The sequence below is a fragment of the Evansella tamaricis genome, assembly GCF_019042215.1.
Taxonomy (GTDB): domain Bacteria; phylum Bacillota; class Bacilli; order Bacillales; family Salisediminibacteriaceae; genus Evansella; species Evansella tamaricis.
On the sequence record NZ_JAHQCS010000129.1, the window covers coordinates 1 to 19,950 of the forward strand.

General features: G+C 38.8%; 16 protein-coding genes and 1 pseudogene. 12 read left to right on the forward strand and 5 right to left on the reverse strand.

Annotated features, from left to right (window positions below):
* Both KS419_RS15915 and KS419_RS15920 read left to right on the forward strand, forming a co-directional pair.
* Nucleotides 1–215 (forward strand): zinc ribbon domain-containing protein (locus tag KS419_RS15915; RefSeq protein ID WP_217065473.1); only part of this gene is annotated, 215 nt, incomplete at its 5' end.
* A 139-nt stretch (nucleotides 216–354) separates the two neighbouring features.
* Complete coding sequence (locus KS419_RS15920; RefSeq protein WP_343215081.1) at nucleotides 355–1,563, forward strand: serine hydrolase domain-containing protein; 1,209 nt, start codon at nucleotides 355–357, stop codon at nucleotides 1,561–1,563.
* A 314-nt stretch (nucleotides 1,564–1,877) separates the two neighbouring features.
* On the opposite strand, the gene KS419_RS15925 is transcribed toward KS419_RS15920, so the two are convergent.
* Nucleotides 1,878–2,480, reverse strand: coding sequence for a TetR/AcrR family transcriptional regulator (locus KS419_RS15925; protein WP_217067384.1), 603 nt, complete (start codon nucleotides 2,478–2,480; stop codon nucleotides 1,878–1,880).
* Nucleotides 2,481–2,636: 156 nt separating this feature from the next.
* Here KS419_RS15925 and KS419_RS15930 point away from each other — a divergent pair, with 156 nt between their 5' ends.
* Nucleotides 2,637–3,554, forward strand: a complete 918-nt coding sequence (locus KS419_RS15930; protein WP_217067385.1) for an ABC transporter ATP-binding protein — start codon at nucleotides 2,637–2,639, stop codon at nucleotides 3,552–3,554.
* Nucleotides 3,554–5,158: an ABC transporter permease gene (locus KS419_RS15935; RefSeq protein ID WP_217067386.1), complete on the forward strand. Its 1,605-nt coding sequence runs from the start codon at nucleotides 3,554–3,556 to the stop codon at nucleotides 5,156–5,158. The genes KS419_RS15930 and KS419_RS15935 overlap by 1 nt, the downstream gene beginning before the upstream one ends.
* A 95-nt stretch (nucleotides 5,159–5,253) precedes the next feature.
* Here KS419_RS15935 and KS419_RS15940 read toward each other — a convergent pair whose 3' ends face one another.
* Nucleotides 5,254–5,580 (reverse strand): antibiotic biosynthesis monooxygenase family protein, encoded by a 327-nt coding sequence (locus tag KS419_RS15940; RefSeq protein WP_217067387.1) that lies wholly within the window; start codon nucleotides 5,578–5,580, stop codon nucleotides 5,254–5,256.
* A 120-nt stretch (nucleotides 5,581–5,700) separates the two neighbouring features.
* Entirely contained in the window at nucleotides 5,701–6,321 is a 621-nt protein-coding gene (locus KS419_RS15945) for a hypothetical protein (protein ID WP_217067388.1), read from the reverse strand.
* A 587-nt stretch (nucleotides 6,322–6,908) separates the two neighbouring features.
* Between KS419_RS15945 and KS419_RS15950 the strand changes: the two genes are divergently transcribed.
* Nucleotides 6,909–9,269, forward strand: a complete 2,361-nt coding sequence (locus KS419_RS15950) for an McrB family protein (protein WP_217067389.1) — start codon at nucleotides 6,909–6,911, stop codon at nucleotides 9,267–9,269.
* Nucleotides 9,256–10,479 carry an McrC family protein gene (locus KS419_RS15955; RefSeq protein ID WP_217067390.1) on the forward strand — a complete coding sequence of 408 codons (1,224 nt, stop codon included), beginning with the start codon at nucleotides 9,256–9,258 and terminating at the stop codon, nucleotides 10,477–10,479. Before KS419_RS15950 ends, KS419_RS15955 begins: the two co-directional genes overlap by 14 nt.
* 125 nt (nucleotides 10,480–10,604) lie before the next feature.
* Here KS419_RS15955 and KS419_RS15960 read toward each other — a convergent pair whose 3' ends face one another.
* Entirely contained in the window at nucleotides 10,605–11,753 is a 1,149-nt protein-coding gene (locus KS419_RS15960) for an acyltransferase family protein (protein WP_217067391.1), read from the reverse strand.
* 124 nt (nucleotides 11,754–11,877) lie between these two features.
* Between KS419_RS15960 and KS419_RS15965 the strand changes: the two genes are divergently transcribed.
* Nucleotides 11,878–12,042, forward strand: a complete 165-nt coding sequence (locus KS419_RS15965) for a hypothetical protein (RefSeq protein WP_217067392.1) — start codon at nucleotides 11,878–11,880, stop codon at nucleotides 12,040–12,042.
* A 601-nt stretch (nucleotides 12,043–12,643) separates the two neighbouring features.
* Here KS419_RS15965 and KS419_RS15970 read toward each other — a convergent pair.
* Nucleotides 12,644–13,648, reverse strand: a complete 1,005-nt coding sequence (locus tag KS419_RS15970) for a DUF3231 family protein (protein WP_217067393.1) — start codon at nucleotides 13,646–13,648, stop codon at nucleotides 12,644–12,646.
* Nucleotides 13,649–14,592: 944 nt separating this feature from the next.
* Between KS419_RS15970 and KS419_RS15975 the strand changes: the two genes are divergently transcribed.
* From KS419_RS15975 to ltrA, 5 genes and pseudogenes are all read left to right on the forward strand, one after another.
* Nucleotides 14,593–15,375: a hypothetical protein gene (locus KS419_RS15975; protein ID WP_217067394.1), complete on the forward strand. Its 783-nt coding sequence runs from the start codon at nucleotides 14,593–14,595 to the stop codon at nucleotides 15,373–15,375.
* A complete protein-coding gene (locus tag KS419_RS15980) occupies nucleotides 15,375–15,860 on the forward strand; it encodes a hypothetical protein (RefSeq protein WP_217067395.1) in 486 nt (161 codons plus the stop codon). The genes KS419_RS15975 and KS419_RS15980 overlap by 1 nt, the downstream gene beginning before the upstream one ends.
* Before the next feature lie 114 nt (nucleotides 15,861–15,974).
* A complete protein-coding gene (locus tag KS419_RS15985) occupies nucleotides 15,975–16,142 on the forward strand; it encodes a hypothetical protein (protein WP_217067396.1) in 168 nt (55 codons plus the stop codon).
* 1,143 nt (nucleotides 16,143–17,285) lie between these two features.
* A pseudogene (locus tag KS419_RS15990) lies at nucleotides 17,286–18,128 on the forward strand (reverse transcriptase domain-containing protein); the annotation flags it as partial.
* Nucleotides 18,129–18,677: 549 nt separating this feature from the next.
* Nucleotides 18,678–19,922: a group II intron reverse transcriptase/maturase gene (gene ltrA / locus KS419_RS15995; RefSeq protein WP_217066096.1), complete on the forward strand. Its 1,245-nt coding sequence runs from the start codon at nucleotides 18,678–18,680 to the stop codon at nucleotides 19,920–19,922.
* Nucleotides 19,923–19,950: the final 28 nt, after the last annotated feature.

Genomic DNA, 19,950 nt, shown 5'->3' on the forward strand with positions numbered 1-19,950 from the left:
AATACAAAGCGAAATGGTATGGTAAAACAATCGTGAAAATAAGCAGATGGTTTCCGTCTAGTCAAATATGTTCCGATTGTGGACATCAAGATGGCAAGAAATCTCTTGAAATAAGGGATTGGACTTGTCCTGTTTGCAACGAACATCACGATAGAGATATAAATGCCAGCAAAAATATCCTAGCCGAAGGTTTAAGAACCTTAGTTTTGGCTTAAACAAAAAAATAGAACCGTAGGAATCTACGGGGATAGCTTGGTCAATAAGAGAAACCTCTGTTGGCAAAGAAATACGCTAACAAGTACGCTCTATTCCCAAGAATCTCCCACTTCTAACAACCCGAAAGGGTGTTAAGTGGTGAGTAGTTCAATAGAGAGGGGAGAAGGTTGCATGAAAGGGTTAGAGAGGTTGCGTCCATTATTGCGTAGTTATGTTGAAACGGGGCCGCCTGGTTGTGCTTTATCTGTGATGTATCAAGGAGAGAATGTTTTCGAGGAGTTTGTTGGCCTTGCCGATGTGGATGCTAAAAAGGTGATTTCGTCGGATACAATCTATCGAATCTATTCGATGACGAAGGTGGTTACTTGTACGGCAGCGCTTATGTTATATGAACGGGGGCTTTTTCTATTAAATGACCCTATCGAAGAATACTTGCCAGAATTTAAAGATTCGCAAGTATATCGGTTAGATAATGCAGGAAATTACGATATTGTGCCCGCCACACGGCCTATTTTAGTCAAGGATCTGTTTACGATGACATCTGGAATAACGTATGGTGGCGATGGGGATCAAACAGAGCGAGACGTACGTGAACTGATGACGGAGCTTGAAGGTGGAGGCAAAACTGCTAGGGACCTTTCCAAAGCCATCGCTAACATCCCATTAGCTTTTGTCCCTGGATCACAATGGCGATACGGTTTCAGTCATGATGTATTAGGTGCACTTATTGAAGTGGTGTCGGGGAAAACATTAGGTGAGTTTTTGGAGGAAGAGATCTTTGAACCGCTTGGGATGCGGGACACCTCTTTCCGTTTACCAGAGGAGAAAAAGGGCCGCCTTTGCAGTTTGTATAATCGAAATGAAGCGGGTGAACTGATTCAAAATACTGGGATGGATAGGCATTATCAGTCGGATACTCTCTTTGAAAGTGGCGGAGCGGGGCTATTATCTACGATTGGTGACTACAGTCGTTTTGCGCATGTGATGGCAAATGGCGGGTCTTGGGACGATTATCAAATCCTTGGTAGTAAGACGGTTGGCCTTATGTCGATGAATCATTTGCAGGAAGCACAGATGGTATCCTTTAATTGGCCGTATTTAGCAGGTTATGGTTACGGTCTCGGTGTTCGAACGATGGTTCATCCACAGGTCGCGGGCAGCAACAGTTCCGTTGGTGAATTTGGCTGGTCTGGCTTAGCTGGCACCTGGGTTCTTATCGATCCTAAAGAGAAGCTTTCCGCTGTATACATGCAGCAAATGATGCCTAATCTAGAAGAATATCATCAACCAAGACTTCGAAACGTGATCTGCGGGACAGTGGGGACAGGTTCATCCCGGAGGCAGTGAGGACGGAAATGACACACCTTGTTCCTGTCCACCGCATCCTGGGAAATTAATGTTTGGTCTCCTCATCCTGAATAATTGACATTAGAAAATTCACCAATGTAATAAATACACATTTTCCATTCTATGTTAATCCACCACAACTAGCCAGTGCCACACGCATGTCTTCCAACAAAAATGAGACTGGAACAAAAGTGTTTTAATCAATGAAAATCCAAGCAATCATTAGCTACGGAAATATACTTCGCTATCGTTGTGTATTGTTTGGATTTTCAATTAAACACTTTAGTTATGTCCCAGCCTCTGCTGTCCCAAATCTATTCGTCATCGTAGTTGTCAGTGATTTTCCCCGCAATTCCATAGAATAAAAGCTTCGTGATATCTTCCGTATACGGGAGGATTTTAGAATAAACCTCTTCCTTTTGCATGTATTCTCGTATCATATGGATGTAAAACAAAATGGCTTCATTCGATATTTCAGGATCGACATACCCTGTTTCTTTTCCTTCATTAAATAACTCCAAAAGCTTTGGCAATGACTTCTTTTGATAAAAATCCTCAATGTAGCTTATCCCATTTGCATATTCTTTCATGAAATAAAGGTAGAAGTCTTCATGAATGTTTTCGGCAGCTTGTTTCTTATTGAAGATCAGCTGTTTAATTTTTTCAGGAAAATGCATATCGCTATCAATGACTTTCTGGCCTTCTTCCCAAGCCTCATCAATATAATAAATGATGGTTTCATGAACTAAGTTATCTTTGCTGTCAAAATAGTTATAGATGGTCACTTGCGATACATTTGCCTTCTCTGCAATCTCTGCAATCGAAACCTTCTGCACCCCAAAGTTCATAAATAAATCTAATGATGTCTTAAGAATTTCCTTTTTCTTCAGCTCTCGACGCCGTTGAAATCCATCCATATGCGTTCACCTCTCTTTCAGTTTAATAAAAAATATGAAATAAAACAAATCATATATTTCAAAATTATATTGCCAACGGTTAGGAATTTGTATAATATGAAATATATAAGTTAAAATATTTCATAATTTATTGTTTTCCTATTAAGGAGGATGAAGATGAGCGTATTAAAGGTAACAAATTTAACGAAGAAGTTTGGGAAGTTTACCGCACTAGATAATGTGAATCTGGAAGTGAACAGCGGGGAAATATTTGGTTTTATCGGGCCGAATGGTGCCGGGAAATCAACAACCATTCGCGTATTGTTGGGTATTCTAAAAGCGACAAGTGGAGATGTTAAGATTTTTGGGAAAGATGCTTGGTCAGATGCGGTTGAAATTCATAAGCGGGTTGCTTATGTACCTGGGGATGTGAATCTTTGGCCGAATCTAACAGGTGGAGAAGTTATTGATCTTTTCGTAAAACTTCGTGGAACGAATCATAAAAGCAGACGGGAAGAGCTAATAAAACGATTTGATCTTGATCCAACGAAGAAATGTCGGACGTATTCAAAGGGGAACCGCCAAAAGGTAGCTTTAATTGCAGCTTTCTCCTCCGAGGCAGACTTGTACATTCTGGATGAGCCAACCTCTGGGCTTGATCCATTGATGGAAAATATTTTTCAGGAGTGTGTGATGGAAATCAAACAGAAGGGTAAAAGTGTACTCCTGTCGAGCCACATCTTATCTGAAGTGGAGAAGCTGTGTGACAGAGTAGGAATTATCCGTCAAGGAAAAATGATTGAAACGGGTTCCTTATCAGAGTTACGCCATTTAACGCGAACGCAAATTTTATTGGATACGAAAGAGCCTGTCAAAAATTTGCAGACGTTAGAAGGTGTTCATGAGATTGTGAAAACAGAGCAGGGCCTCTCGTTCCAAGTAGATACAGAGGAAATGGATCAGGTGATAAGGCATGTTAGTCAATTTGGGGTCATTAAGTTGGAAAGTGCTCCACCAACATTAGAAGATCTATTTATGCGTCATTATGAAGGAACAGAAACTTCTGCTGATACGGGAGTGGGAGGTGTAAAGTAATGTCTGCGAATAACTTAGTTGCTAAAACTGGTCATCTTTCGCGATTCATCTTGAAATTAGACCGGATTCGCATCCCGATTTGGTTGATCAGCATTACATTTTTCACACTCGTCGTTCCTCCAGCCTATAGTGAGTTGTATAGCTCTCAACAGGAAAGAGATGCGATGGCAGAGACCATGCAGAATCCAGCAATGATTGCGATGGCGGGTCCTGCAGATGTGTTAAATTATACAATCGGTGTGATGACGGCACATGCCATGCTTCTGATGACAGCGGTGGTCGTTGGTTTAATGAGCATCTTATTAGTCACCCGTCATACACGGGCAGATGAAGAAGATGGCAGAATTGAATTGATTCGTTCTTTGCCGGCAGGAAGGCTTTCTTATTTAAATGCGACGTTAATCGTTTCTGTGATTACCAGTATTGCGCTGGCCTTGTTGAACGGTCTTGGTTTATACGCACTCGGGATTGAAAGTATGGATTTGGAAGGTTCGTTGCTTTATGGTGTTGCTTTAGGAGCTACGGCCTTATTTTTCGCAGGGGTTACGGCTGTTTTTGCACAGCTTACGGAAACTTCCAGAGGGACGATTGGTTACTCCATTGCCTTCTTGCTTGGGGCGTATCTGTTCCGGGGTATCACGGATGTCAGTAATGAATCGTTATCATGGATTTCACCGTTAGGGTGGGTGACGAAGGCGGAGGTGTATGGTGCAAATCATTGGTGGCCAATGGTATTAATGGTAGGTGTATCGCTTGTGCTGTTTGTTTTAGCCAATTATTTGAATGCCATCCGAGACTTGGAGAGAGGCTTTATGCCGTCAAAACCAGGTAGAAGAAACGCATCCAAGTTTTTACAAGGGCCAATAGGTCTGGCGTTAAAATTGCAGCGAACCGGCTTGATTGCCTGGGCAGTTGGTATGTATATCCTAGGCGCGTCTTATGGGTCAGTCTTTGGAGATTTAGAAGCATTTATCGGTTCGAATGAAATGATGTCTCAAATGTTGCTGCAAATGGATGGTGTTTCCATTGCAGAACAATTCTTGCCGATGTTAATGGTAGTCATTACTTTAATAGGAACGGTGCCTCCGTTAATGGCGATCAATAAATTACGTGGTGAAGAGAAAAAAGGCAGGCTGGAACATTTGATAGGAAGAGCGGTGTCACGAACGCAGCTTATGAGCGGATACTTGCTCGTTGCCGTTTTGAACGGATTTGTGATGGTTTCCTTAGGTGCGATCGGTTTGTGGTCTGCGGCATCGGCAGTCATGGACGAACCGATTGCGTTTGGAACGATCTATGGTGCGGCGATCTCCTATTATCCTGCGATTCTAGTGATGGTTGGTCTTGCGGTATTCTTGATCGGATTCGTACCGAAGTGGACGAGTTTGACCTGGATGTATGTCATTTATTCCTTTTTAGTCTTATATCTCGGAGGACTATTTGATTTGGAAGACTGGATCGGTAACATTTCTCCATTCGGACACGTTCCACAGGCGCCGATTGAAGAGGTGACAGCAGCTCCACTTGTCGTGTTGAGCGTGATTGCAGCGGGGTTGATGGTTATCGGAATGATAGGATTTAGGAAGCGTGATTTGGAAGGGTAGGGAAAGGAGGGACCTGGTCCCGCACAATTTTGTGAACGTTCACGAATTTGTCGGGGACCAGGTCCTTGCTGCTGGAGCAGTTGATTATAAGTTAATCACATTTCAAAAAAACTTTGTCTTTCAACTTTACACACGCGAAGGGCGAAATTTCGGTACCATAGAGATTTTCCTTTTTCTTGAGCAACCTTGTGAGTAGCGTTTTCTTTCCACTTCCTAATAGAATCTAAAGTATCCCAGTAGGAAACTGTGATTCCTGACTCTTCATCGCGAGCACTTTCTATTCCTAAAAACCCTTTTTGCTTTGATGCCAGTTCCACCATTTTATCCGCCATTTTCCCGTAACCTTTGTCACCTTCTGTACGCTCAGATGTAAATATCACAGCATAATAAGGTGGCTCTGGCGTTTTTGAATAACCGCTCATAGTACGTTCCCCCAATGTATTAACGATAAGAGTTTCTCTTTGTTTTTAACTCCTCACCTAATGTCTTATGCCACGATCTTTTTACGGCAGAACAAGTCATATCAAACCCATCATCTCTTCTTATGTTAAATCACTGGATACTTCACTTACCTTGTTTCCGTCTACTTTCACGATTTTTCTATCAAAATCCTTATGTAGTACAATATAATACCCTTCCTGTGTGGAGGCTTTTATGGAATCAGGCTTCACCTTATATTTGTATAAGAAGAAATTCATAATTTGAACGACAGTTTGAAAAGGAACATCGTTCGTTGGATCAGTATCGATTTCGTCCAGATTTATGACAGCTTCCTTTTCCTTCTCAGCTGGAGCAGAGTTGTTCGTTTGATCCAGTTCGGAATCTGTTTTTACTGGAGCGGGAGCTGGTGCAGATGCAAGTTCCTGTTTTTGCTCAGATGCCGACTCTAAATTTTTGACCGACTTACTTATTCTACTTAAATCCACAAGTATTTTTTGCTGCTGGTTAGATTGATAGGAAGAATGAATGACAAGGTTACCTAAATGTTCAATAATAGTTGCAAAGCCTAGTAAAAGAACACAAGTAACTACGCTTCCAACGATCCATACAATAGTGTAAGCAAAACCAAAATCGTTCCCCATGACAATCGCAAATAAAATCCCCAATCCAAGTTGGATCCATGCAATAACTCGTATTGCTAATGATATGTTCTCGCTCTCCATGATGACCACTCCTAGTAATATGTTGTATGACTATTAAAAATGGTAAAAAAGTATAAGTTTTTGCACCTTCGGTCTTGTCTAGCTCCAGCGCCTACTCGCATGGGAACTGAAAAAGTGGTGCTTTTCCACTTTTACAGTCCCTAAGCCACTTCGGAAGTGACAACTGAAGTCAAAGAGCGGACTTCAGTTTGTCATTCCTCCACTGCCCTACGCTCGTGTTCATAGGCGCTTGCGCTTTTCTTATTGTCTAGCTTCAGCGCCTAATCGCTACGGGGCACTTCGGAAGTGACAACCGAAGTCAAAGAGCGTACTTCTGTTGTCATTCCTCCACTGCCCTACGCTCGTGTTCATAGGCGCTTGCGCTTTTCTTAATATATCATATCCTTATGGGCAGTGGTTGCGAAATAGAGTATTCCATCCGAGTAAATTGGATATTCGCTGAAAGATTGTTCGTTGCATCCCGACTATTTCGTTCCTCTGACTTTATTATGTCTAATTTAATACAACAGGAAGATTCCCCATTTGTTTAATAAATCTTAGAAAGTGTAGAATGGGAATATCATGAAAACATAGATAGAGGTGAGTTTATGCTTACACGAGGAGTAAGATGGAATGCATCGAAGACAAGGGAAATCTATCATGCCAATGAAACTTCAGAGCGGTTGATCGCTTATTTGGAAAGTTCCCTTTTCGATCATGGAATTGTCAATGAGAGTGCTGATAGTCCCAATGTGGAACGGGGATATGGGAGGATGGTTTATTACTTCGATAATCGTCGTGTTATAACAGCTGCTCCAAGAAAAATAAAGGAGCATATTCATGTTGTCCTTAGTCAAGAGGAGGATATGAGTGAATATGAAAAAGCGACAATTCCATTAGGCAATCAAGGAAATGATCTCGTCATCTCCACCGAAGAGCAGGTGGATGCCCTGATCCAAGTTTTAAAAGAGCGAGGCAACAGGCATCAAAGTGGAGATTCACAAGCACCTGTTACTAATCGATCGCTGGAAGATTGGCTTAACCTTCTCCTAAATGATGAAGTGGCAATGGAGCGGGAGAGAATCATCACGAAGGCAAGGGAGGAATTCCTGGCGAACTTTACAGAACTGGACAGTCTACGATTGGGAAAAATAGATTTACTGGAATTCAAAAAACGTCTTGATCAAAAGGCAAAAGTGAAAATCAATTTTCAAGGAGAAAAAATTAATATATGGGGATTCAGTGGCTTTTCCGGTCAAATGTTCTTCAATCAGCTATATAATATAGCAGAATACTTAGATGAGGTGGAGGAATTCACGAACGTTTTTTTACAGTCCATCGAAATTCCTAAACATGAAGACGAAGATATGACTTGGACGAGAGAAAAGTATGAATACTTCTGCACCTTCATCAGCGAAATGAAAAAGCGAGTTATTGCGAAAGGCTACCCTGCGCAAAAATGTCCATCCAATAAATTCAGTACGTTTTTCCTCAGTTTTTTCTGGGGAATGCAAGATTTAAGATCCTATCCGATTTTTTACAAAGCCAGCAGGGACGGACTCCACTACCTCGGGTATCCCATTGATGATGAGCAAGGGGATGAAAGCAGTCGATACCTTCATTTCGTCACAACTCTTCAAACATTAAAAAGGGAGTTATCACAATATACAATCGACGAAGTGACGATGAAATTCCTAGGCCACTTTTTATACTATGTGGTGCGGGTTTCAGAACAGGAAGAGACTGTCAGTGGGTTGACAGACCCCATGTTACAGGATGCTTTTGCTGTAAAAATTAGAGACGCTTTCTATGATCACGGATATAAAATCGCAAGTATGCAAACGACCGATTGGGAATCAGCTAATTTAGATGAGGAAAAAATGGATTTGTTAATGTGGCAATATAATGGTACGGATAGCGAAGGGGAAATGGTTACTTATTTGATTATTTGGGAGGATGAAGAATCTTATAATGCAGATGTTTATTTGGAAAATGTAGATGGTGAATTCATAAAGGGTACGACGATCCTGGCAGAAGAAGAGGAGGATTTTCTTAAAAGTTTACATACATATTTAAAGAAAACTTCAGATTTTAAAAAGCCGTATACGATTGAAGATGCGGTAAAGGAAACGTATTTACCAAAGGTGCGACTAGAAGAATGGTTAGAACTCCTTAGTGAAAAGCGTCAGATCATTTTATACGGCCCTCCAGGTACGGGAAAAACATATGTGGCACAGCGCCTGGCAAAAATACTGACACAACAATCAAAACAAACTCATCTCATCCAATTCCACCCTTCCTATACGTACGAGGAATTTATCGAGGGAATCAGGCCGGAGTTAGTGGATGTGAATAACACACAGCAAATCTCCGTCAAAGTTAAACCGGGAATTTTTGCAGAGCTTTGCAATGAGGCAAGGAAACCAGAAAATCAGGAGAAATCCTTCGTTCTTATCATCGATGAATTCAACCGAGCCAATACAGCCAAAGTGTTTGGAGAACTGCTCTATGCCCTTGAATATCGAAACACGCCAATTCAGCTTCCCTATTCGAAAACGAAGCTCGTCGTGCCTGAAAACTTCTATATTATTGGTACCATGAATACGACGGACCGGTCCCTTGCACAACTTGATTTTGCCCTTCGACGAAGATTTCAATTTATACCTTTTTCCACCATGGAAACAGAAAATGTCTTAAAAGCTTGGTTGCAGCAGCACCAGCCAAGTATGCTTTGGGTTTCTGAATTAATACGAAAAGTGAATGAGTTGATTGATGATCCGGACATTTCCATTGGGCACAGCTACTTCATTGGGCAGACGTTATCTGAGGACAAGCTCCAGCGTATTTGGAAATATCAAATCATGCCCTATCTGGAAGAATGCTTTGTGTATGATCGGGAGAAATTAGCCCAGTTTGAATTAGAGACATTACGAGATGTGGTGGAGGATGCTCCAGATGATGAATACTAAAACAGTGATTTCATTAAAGGAATATGAACAAGTGCAGGATGTCTATTTGCCACCGCAGACAACGAGAATACTAAAAAATGATTACTCCCATGTGTTTCATCTATCCCCTTCTGGACTGGATCATTATCATTTGACGGCTAAATCCATGATTGGGCTGGTGAATTGTGAAGACCATCTTTTTCAAATCGAACCGAAAATGAAAACCCCCATCATTTGGGACTGGTTAGCAGTGGCATATGACTTGAAATCATTGGAGTGGGATTGGAGCAGGGTAGGATTTGCCAGTTCCTTTGGGGACATGGAATGGGTAGTAAAGTCGTTTATAAAGGAGTGCCAACGAATCTATTCCCGCGGCATAAAGAAGGGAAATGTTCAAAAGGAAGAGCCGATTGCTGCAGTCAGGGGGAGCCTGAATGCCACCCAAACCTTTCATCGATGGCTGAAATATGATTATCGGTTCGAATGTCGGTTCGACGAGCTGACAGAAGATGTGAACGAAAATCGGATTATTGCGGCTACACTGTCGGCAATGCTTGTCCATTCCTATCACGATTCTAACATTCGGGGAGATTTGAGAAGTCTATTACAAATCTATGGGAAGGAGATAAACCAAAGCATATCTAATTTATTTGATCCATCCCTCTGGATTCGTGAGATTCAACAGCTCCCCCTAAACCGAACCAATGCCCATTACCATCGGGGGATTCAGTGGGCCTTTCTTTATTGGAAAACCACATCACTGGATTTTTCACTCGGTCATGTCCAAAGCCATTCCTTCTTACTCGATATGAATGAACTATTTGAGCTATATATTAGTAAACGTTTGACCACGGAATTAAGACCTTATGGGATTCAAGTGATTCAGCAAAAATATGATTATTTGGCGGAAATGGGGAGAATCCGGATTATACCAGATGTCCTCCTCAAAACTCCTTCCGGACGAGAGATTGTACTTGATTTGAAATATATTCTTAAGCGGGACGCCGCTTCCATTAACAGCAATATCTTTCAGATGCTAGCTTATTTAACAGCTAGAAAAGCAAAGCATGGAATTCTATTGTACGCGGGGGGAAAGGAACGAACAGATCACATAAAAAACAGCAACTTCACCGTTCATCAGTGGAGCATGGAGCTGGATAAAGAGAATGGAGCCGAACTTGTGGAAGCGAGAATGAAAGAACTGGCAGAAAGATTGGTTAAGTTGTGGTAAGTGGGGACGGTTTTTATTGGCAAACCTTGTAATATTACCCTAGTGGTGGCGTAGCTCCCTGATCAGGTAATCCTTCACTGCTCAGGGGGCATAGCTAAATCACCTGCAAAAGAAATCCAATATCGTTACAGAAGGTTCCCCTGTGTTTTGGCGGGGACCATTTTTTTCTTGGGCAAAACGACTAGTTGCTTCATTCCAAATAGGAATCGAAGGATGTTAACTCGGCGAATTATAAAATGATACATGACCATGATGGTTGCGAAAGAAACGACGATGAGGAATGGTAATTTGTATAGAAGGGACCAAGATAAGTCTTTGATCATAAATCCGTAAATAACGATCACTGGCTGATGCAGTACATAAAATGGCATTGAAGCTTCACTACCGTATTTCAAAAATGTATTGGAAAATGAAAGATATCTCTTTGAAAAATAGATGATGGAGAGTAACAACGTATAACAACTCACGATTCGAGTAAAAAAGAAGATGATATCCAACAATGATCCGCTGGCAGGAGGTATGATCATATACCAGGTTATGAGACCAACGGTAGAAACAATGGAGATGGGAAAAAGGTAGTTGATCGTTGTTTTCAAAACAGACTTAAATTCTTTCATTGTGAATAAATAATAGCTAAAAATAAAGATAAGTAGATAGAAAATAAGATCCCAGCCTCCTAAAGCAATGGTGGAAATGAGACCACTAGCAAATAACAGGGAAGGAAAAACAACGAAAATAGATAGTTTAGTGGAAAAGACCATCCTTGGTAATCGTCTTAATAAAGGTACAATGGCAATGGAAAAAACCAACAACACCAATAAATACCAGAGGTGAAGTCCATGGAAAGCAAAGTTCCCAGATTGCCCAAAATCCAAGTATATGCCATTAAAATAGGATGGAATAAAGTTCAAAAAGGAATCGCTAAATTGACCATATTGTAATCTTTCTATGTAAACCTGTGGAGGTGCTAAAAGGAACATGCCGATGAGGAGCGGGACACCTAACCGTAGGAGTCTCTCCTGGATAAAGCTTGATATACTACGTTTTTCTAACGCAAGGGACGTACTAATTCCGGAAACAAGAAAAAATAATGGCATGATCCAAGCCCCAAGGAAGAGAGAAGTAAACAATAATACCCCAGAATCAAGAAGACCATTTTTCACGTGCCACGGAAAAGGATTAAAAAACATCAAACAATGATATAAAAATACAGCTAACGTTGCTAATACTCTTATCCAATCTAAATCGAATTCTCTTGCTACTACTTTATTCAATTTTTTCCACCTCAATGTAATTTGTAATATTTGCTACTGTGGCGAGAACAGGCCCTCCAGTCTTAGACGATCAATAGATTCATATTGTTTCACTTAATTAAATAGAGTTACATAGGGACGGAACGTGAATGCAGGTTGTGTAAAGGTAAGTGGGGTCAGTTCTTCCTTACCCGTTGTGTTGACAGGGGACTATAAGCTGGCGATTGTGTTAAACCAACTGCTTTTTTGGAGCCAGTATGTGAAGGATTTTGATCAATTTATCGAGGGAGAGAGTAAGAGAGGTAAATAAGTTGACTTGGAGCCGTTGAAAGGATCGATCTACAAAACAGCTGATGAGCTTGCGGGCGAGTGCATGATGTCAATTTCGCAGAAGACGATAAGGGAGCATTTGAAAAAAAGAGAGATTGGAAACTGGAGAGAGGCAACCCACGATTTAAATGGGATCATACAAAGCAATACCGTGTGGACCTTGTCAAACTTCAGGCTGATCTTATCGAAAGGATATAAATTGGTCCAACAGGGACAATCCCCTTTCGCCAAACTGGGTGGTCATTGGTATGGGACGAGGGTGAGGTGAGGGAAGAGACAAGGTGACGACGTCAGCCCCTGAGTGACAATTAGCATAGCTGCGAGGCCAGGGTCTGTCTATTTTTACGTTTTAAGATGCGGAGCGGAATCTGTCACTGTCTCCTTGAAAAATTAAGACTAGAAATTTTCAAACGTACCAAGTCAAGTCTTTATTGCGTTGTAGACGTTATACTGCGCAACAAATTTCTTCATTTTTAGGTAGTTTTGTGAAAAAATATAAATGAACTTAAACGAGTTTTTTTGAGTAAGAACTTTTGGGAAAAAATAAACACCTCTCATTAACAGAGGTGCTAATTGGTTAATTATTTGTCTTTAGAAAGGTTTTTTCTATTTGGAGCAAGCGGTGGCTCCTCTAACCACTTAAATTGCGTCATTATATTGAACCATTCTTTTGTCACCATCAAGTTTTTCAATATTATCTTTTCATAAGTTACGGCAAGGTCAGTACGCATGGCAGAAGCAAGACCAGTTCCATGATAGGCTTGAGCTGTTTGTAGCAGGAAACCAATTTGATACATCATTAACTTATCTGAAAAGGGAGAATCCTGAGAAGTTGTGACTTCTGATTCCCAACTCATAGGTACAGGCAAATTATCTTTCTTTAATATATTACTTAGTGCTTGAATTTGGTTATCCGATGTTTTTTGCGATGATTCCAGAAAATTTCTTACTTCTTTAGATTGAGCAACTTGACCAAATCCAATTGAAAGAGTTTTTTCCAATACCTTCTTTTTTAAATTAAACGAAAGGCTAATAATTTCAGTTGCAGCTAAAGGCCGTTTGTCCCCAAAGTAGCCATCTAAAAATTGTTGACCTGTAATAAATTCAGGAGTTGCTTCAGGGTAAAAGTAAGGGTCTCTTTGAAAGTGTCCCTTTTCTAACAGTAGTTCAATCGTTTGATGGTACATTTTCTTTCCGTCATTATCGCATGAATCATAAAAACTTCTCAAATCTTTTCTTACAGAGGCACTGAGTGATGTCATGTGGCCCAATAAACCATGTAACGTTATAACGTGTAAGTAGTGTAAGCAGAATATGTCTGAAAACAATCTTTTTGTTCCCTTATTAAGGTCCGAGTCAGTAAACCCAATGGGTACAGGAAATCCCTCGCTTTCAATAAACATAGCTACCTGTTTCTTCTGTTTTGCAAATGTATTTATAGCATCTTCAAATAGTGTTTTTATTTTTTCATCCTCAATAATGGAAAACATATACTTGTTTATCATATCAACAGCTGTACCATTAACATATTGCCCCCACAAAGTCCCTATTTCAGCAGACGTGAGCTTTAAATCCTCTTTATCCATAAAATCACCTCATAAAGTATGTTTTACTAATTTTGATAGAAATATAAATTTCCTTATAAATAAAGAGGAAATGGAATATGAAGAGTGTATTAAAAAAGCAAGCAAAAGAATTTGCCTGCCTTTTTCGTAACCAATGTAAACGGTAATACTTGATGAATATTCAATAATTTAATTTAGAGATTCAATTGCATCTTTAACATCGTATTTAATCTGAACATGATATTGCTAAAGAAGAATGCTACTCTAAGTCCCGTAGTAATTAAACCTGAGAATAAACTAAAAAGAATATCCAAAGTACATCCCTCCACATTGAGATTAGTGTAAAATAATAACACTAAAAAATAGTATCTAACTGGCGAAGAAATTTATCCAGTAAAAATATTATTAATAATGCTTCGAAGTTAATAATCAATAAAAGAAAGGTTGTGCTTAGTTTTAACAAGCACTGCCATTTATAACTGGATCCTTTACTACACTGTACAACGATACTGGAAACAATCATAATTTTTATAAGGTGATCACTTTTGAAGGTGGTTGCCTTTCGTATTTGACATATACTATGCAGTTTTGATAGCTTAATTAAAAATAGTGAATTTAATTAGAAAAATAATACACCTCTTCTTTCTAAGGTTTGATACAAAAATAGCATGTGAAAAATCATTAATTTGTCAGAGTAAGGAGCCTCTCGGGCATTTGTTATTTCTGATTCCCATGACATAAGGACAGGTAAGTTATCGCAATGTTGGATTTTACTTAATGATTCAATATGTATATCTGGTGTGTAATGCTACCTGTTACTAGTATAAGGATACTGACTGCTTTCAGCCCTCAGCATTATTAAATCTAAATGTATAATTGTTTTAAACAGTAGAAAAATATACAGAGGTTATTTTCCTAGACAGTAATAATTTGTCATGCGTAACAAAAGAAAGAAGGCAAAACCAATGAAAACAAGATTGAACAGAAGAGGTCTTCCTAGAGATTACTTAAGCATTTATGAGACAACTATACTTCACTTAAGAAAACCTTCCATAATTGCATGGTGGTCCGTAGCGTTCCCGGGTTTTGGTCATATTTTGCTTGGTCATTATTTTCGTGGCATTGGTTTAATCATCTGGGAAATTTTTATTAATACGCATTCTAAAATAAATGCTGCGATGGTTTATTCTTTTATGGGAAATACACAAATGGCAAATGAGGTTTTGAATCCCAAGCTTGTACTTTTATACATTCCCGTGTATTTATTTGGAATATGGGATAGTTATCGAGGAGCAGTTGAACTAAATAAAGAATATAAAATAAGCGAAAGAAAACATGCACCTATAAGGAAGTATAAAATCAATAGTAAAGGGATTAATTTTTTGGATAAAAGAAGTCCCCTTTATGCTTTAATTTGGGCTTTATTTATACCTAGTTTAGGCCAATTTTATCAAGGAAGGGTATTAGCAAGTTTTTTTACTCTTCTATGGACCGTCCTTTTTATATATTTTTCAAACTTTATGGAGGGATTTATCTATTTCATACAGGGTAATTTTCAAAGGTCAACAGAAGTTTTAAACATGCAATGGCTTCTATTTATCCCTTCCTTTTATTTCTTCACGATTTATCAATCGTATACGGATACAGTTGAATTAAATAAATTGTTTGTAAAAGAACAAGTAGAGTATTTGGAAAAGAATTTTCAGCCCTCTGATTTTAGTATAAGCAAAGGGAGACTGGTAGAGTAATGCAAATCTTTGCAACCTTTGAACACTCAATGTATCTAGAAGTTGGAATAAGCGAACTTCAGAAAAATGGGATAACAGACATTTTTGCAGTGCCATTAAAAAAAGTAAATATTGAAGCTACCGTTATTGATTCTCTAACACAATCAGATGGTCGTTCATTTCTAGATTCTGGTTTTGCTTTAGCTGTCGTTTTATCTACTATTTTTGCCAGCAAAGGATTTCAATGGCAGTTGGGGGCTATTTATTGGGGCCTAATTGGGGCAGGAAGTGGTATTTTAATTGGGCTAATATTTGAGATTATATCATTCAAGATGAAGAACAAGGATAAAAAAATCAGGCTAATGAAGAAAAACAATCAGAATAATGGAGAAATCATCTTAATTATCAATTGTCAACAAAAAGATGTTACGTTGGTTTACGATATTCTTAAGAAGAATCTAGCTATTGGAGTGGCTAAAGTAAGTAGTGAAAAATATGACTTATAATTTACTTATTGAATTGCGTAAATATCATAGAGGTGCCCTACTTGATTTCTTCATTGGGAATGGTGGATACTATTCTTCCTTAGTATAATACCTTGGATTATGTGGTGGAAATTAGTGGATAAGGAAAGAATATTTGAAATTCTTACATTTGGATTTTTTATGGCAATTCTTGCGGCTATTTTAGATAATATTGGGAGTAATTTGGTTTGGTGGACTTATTCATTGATTCCTGTTGACTATTGTATTATCCCTTATTCCCTGTTGTTAATATCAATATTTTAAAAAGTGGAAAACATACTTACTAGCTAATATGGTTTTAGCTTTATTCTCAACTTTTGTTGGGGAAAAATTATTTGAAAGAAATGCACTATTTGAAAGAATTACTTGGAAGGCTATTCATTAAATTCTATTTTACATAGTCGACTGTGTATTAGGGAAGTTATTGATAAATAGCTTAACCATTTTAAGAAATATGTCTTTTTGAAACGGTGAAGAATTATAATAAGGGACCGTCTTTTGACGGCTCCTTCATTACAAACAAATTCAGTTAAAGAAAGATTCAAAAGTTTTATCTTACTCAATAGTCCACCTTTTGAAATTTTCCCGCGAAATAATGAACAAGATTCCAAAGGATTGTAAAGTGTTGTATTTAAAGTAACGAGTGCTTATTTTTAAAGAAGAATAACTAACAAAACTAAGTTATTTACTGCGCAGTACAACGAGTGGGACACGTTTCCCTATAAGTGATTAATTAATGAAATGGGAGGATTACTAATTCATTTAGTGATTACAACTAATATATCGAGAAATGGAATGAAAGCCGTCAAGTTGAGCTGAAACACTTCCACTGATACTCCTACATGCAAAATATGATAGTAGCCATTAATTGTATGAAACTAGGTGAAGTCGGCTGAACAATACCTAAGTGAGATTCCTTCATAAGGTAATGGATAGGTCGGGTGGCTGAAAAAATAATCATGGTGAGAATGTCCATTGTGACTGACGAATTTGCGAATGTACGGGTCTAGAACTGTACTCTTTCGAAAGACAGAGGATACAAATGTATCATGAGATACCGAAAAGTAAAATATTCGTTGTATGAAATTCGGGATAGAAAACAATGATTCTATAATCTCATAGGCTTAAAGCAAACACCTAAAATTATTAAGGATAGCTAGATATATTGGAACGTGGTAAGCAAGGAACTGTTATTTAAACATCTACTAATGGACAGTTGCATATAAGGTTCTTCCGAACTGAAATTGCTTTATCCTTGTGAAAGTAGGGGTACAGTACCTTTGAAGCGTGTATTGAACGTGGAGGGATAGCCCCAAGTCTTTTAATCCAAAACTAAAATCTAAATAGATGAAGTTCAAAGGATCGGGTAGGAACGTGGGTATAACACTTCTAGGGGGGTGTCCACGATTGAACGCTAATTTGCGATATTGGGAATATTATAACATGCAGGAAACATTCGATAAGTTATATGAAGATAGCAGGCATGGTCAAAGTTTTAGTAAATTATATGACATAATCACATCCGAAAGCAATATCCTTCTAGCATATAGAACTATTAAGAGTAATAAGGGTTCGACAACAGCTGGTACTGACAACTTTATCATTGATAACTATAAAGTTATGCGTAAAGAAGACTTTGTAAAACACATAAAGAATCAATTGAAAAATTATAGACCAAAAGCAGTTAGAAGGGTTTATATTCCTAAACCCAACGGTGACAAGAGACCTCTTGGAATCCCATCTATGCTGGACAGGTTGATTCAACAAATGATAAAGCAAGTCATTGAGCCTATTTGTGAGGCGAAGTTTTACAAACATAGCTATGGATTTAGACCATTAAGGAGCACACATCATGCGATATCCAGAACTATGTCGCTAATTAATAGAAATAAACTTCATTACTCTGTGGATATTGATATAAAAGGATTTTTCTATAATGTTAATCACTCGCTATTACTTAAACAACTATGGAATATTGGAATTAGAGATAAAGTGCTTTTAAAAATAATATATAAAATACTTAAAACGCCAATAAAAGGAGAAGGAATACCCTTGAAGGGAACACCGCAAGGTGGAATTCTTTCACCCTTATTATCAAACATAGTGCTGAACGACTTAGACCAATGGGTGGCAGGACAATGGGAAAACTTCATAACAAAACGTACGTATTCCCATAATCATAGTAAGTGTAATGCATTAAGAAACACTTCTAAAATGAAAGAAGGGTATATAGTAAGATATGCAGATGATTGTGTGCCACGAAAGCATCCAAAGTGTGCGTAAGCACATGAGGAGGCTATGCTGCACTTAAGATGAGAGTAGGCCTCTCGCAATCGCTATACAGGTAGAGATTGCAAACCACCTTAAGGTGCTGTAGTCAAAAGCTATGGTATTGAGCGTTAAGGAAAAGGCAGAACACAAGATTCTGTCAGGTACATATTAAGGAGACGAAAACCATTGAACCGCTGAAGAAGTATCGAAAGCGTAGTGATGTCATCAAAACTGAGGGGGAGTCGTTAACTCAGGATAAGTTCGGAGGAAACCTGTTTACTGTCCGTTCGGTGACCGGTATAAAGGCGGCGTGAACTTAATATAGGCTTGAGTGTGGAACGTGGGAACCTACGACATGGATGCTAAGGGAGAAATTCAAGTGGAAGCCCCACAAGAATCAGAGTACCAATGCCATGTATAGGGGCGGAATAACCCGTAGTAGTTATGAAACCTCCTAACGGAGGTGGAGCAAAGGGGTTATATTATTCAGTTTTATAAACAAGTCAACCATCAAATTGGGAGGAACTTATGCATAAAACAAAGCCGTATGTGATATCTAAAAAGATAGTATATGAAGCCTTTACAAGAGTTAAAGCAAATAAAGGGTCAGCAGGAATTGATGAGCAATCCATAGAGGAATTTGAAAGAAACTTAAAAGACAATCTTTATAAAGTCTGGAACAGAATGTCATCCGGAAGTTATTTTCCTCCAGCAGTCAAAGCGGTAGAAATACCAAAGAAAGCAGGAGGCACGAGGACATTAGGAATACCGACAGTTTCCGATAGAGTTGCACAAATGACAGTGAAATTATATTTTGAGCCTTCGGTAGAACCATTCTTTCATGAGGATTCCTATGGATATAGACCAAATAAAAGTGCCATTCAAGCAATAGAAACAACTCGAAAAAGATGCTGGAAGTACAATTGGGTACTTGAATTTGATATCAAAGGTCTGTTTGATAATATAGACCATGATTTACTGATGAAAGCAGTGGAGAAGCATACAGACGTAGAATGGGTAAAGTTATACATTAGAAGATGGTTAACAGCACCATTTCAAACTAAAGATGGTTTGAAAGAACGTACCTCCGGCACACCGCAAGGTGGTGTCATAAGTCCGGTGCTAGCAAACTTATTTCTACATTATGCTTTTGATAAATGGATGGCTATTAATCTCCCATCCAATCCATTCGCAAGGTATGCAGATGATGCAGTCATCCACTGCAAGACTGAGGATGAAGCAAGGAATGTGCTCAAATCCTTAAGCCAGAGAATGAACGAATGTAAACTGGAACTCCATCCTTCCAAGACGAAAATTGTATATTGTAAGAATGCGGACAGGAAAGACGACCATGAAAACATAGCGTTTGATTTTTTGGGATACACGTTCAGACCAAGGCTTTCCAAGAACAGGTGGGGAAAGCATTTTGTGAACTTCACACCAGCCATCAGTAACAAATCTAAGAAATCAATTCAGCAAAAGGTGAGAAGTTGGAAATTACAACTAAAGGTTGATAAAGAGCTCACAGACCTATCAAATATGTTTAACTCAGTAATTCAAGGGTGGATTAACTACTATGGAAAATTCTACAAATCCGAAATGTACTCCTCTTTAAGGCACATCAACAAAGCCTTAATTATGTGGGCGAGAAAGAAATATAAAAAGCTATCTCGTCACAAGAAAAGAGCAGAATATTTTCTTGGCAGAATTTCTAAACAAAATCCCAAACTCTTCAAACATTGGGATATAGGTATCAAACCTACAGCTGAATAATGGGAGCCGGATGAGCTGAGAGGTTCAC

Bases quoted from the DNA above. Each gene is read 5' to 3' on its own strand.
- KS419_RS15925 (WP_217067384.1), bottom strand. From the start codon at position 2,480: ATGGATGGATTTCAACGGCGTCGAGAGCTGAAGAAAAAGGAAATTCTT.
- KS419_RS15930 (WP_217067385.1), top strand. From the start codon at position 2,637: ATGAGCGTATTAAAGGTAACAAATTTAACGAAGAAGTTTGGGAAGTTT.
- KS419_RS15935 (WP_217067386.1), top strand. From the start codon at position 3,554: ATGTCTGCGAATAACTTAGTTGCTAAAACTGGTCATCTTTCGCGATTC.
- KS419_RS15940 (WP_217067387.1), bottom strand. From the start codon at position 5,580: ATGAGCGGTTATTCAAAAACGCCAGAGCCACCTTATTATGCTGTGATA.
- KS419_RS15945 (WP_217067388.1), bottom strand. From the start codon at position 6,321: ATGGAGAGCGAGAACATATCATTAGCAATACGAGTTATTGCATGGATC.
- KS419_RS15950 (WP_217067389.1), top strand. From the start codon at position 6,909: ATGCTTACACGAGGAGTAAGATGGAATGCATCGAAGACAAGGGAAATC.
- KS419_RS15955 (WP_217067390.1), top strand. From the start codon at position 9,256: ATGATGAATACTAAAACAGTGATTTCATTAAAGGAATATGAACAAGTG.
- KS419_RS15970 (WP_217067393.1), bottom strand. From the start codon at position 13,648: ATGGATAAAGAGGATTTAAAGCTCACGTCTGCTGAAATAGGGACTTTG.
- KS419_RS15975 (WP_217067394.1), top strand. From the start codon at position 14,593: ATGAAAACAAGATTGAACAGAAGAGGTCTTCCTAGAGATTACTTAAGC.
- KS419_RS15980 (WP_217067395.1), top strand. From the start codon at position 15,375: ATGCAAATCTTTGCAACCTTTGAACACTCAATGTATCTAGAAGTTGGA.
- ltrA (WP_217066096.1), top strand. From the start codon at position 18,678: ATGCATAAAACAAAGCCGTATGTGATATCTAAAAAGATAGTATATGAA.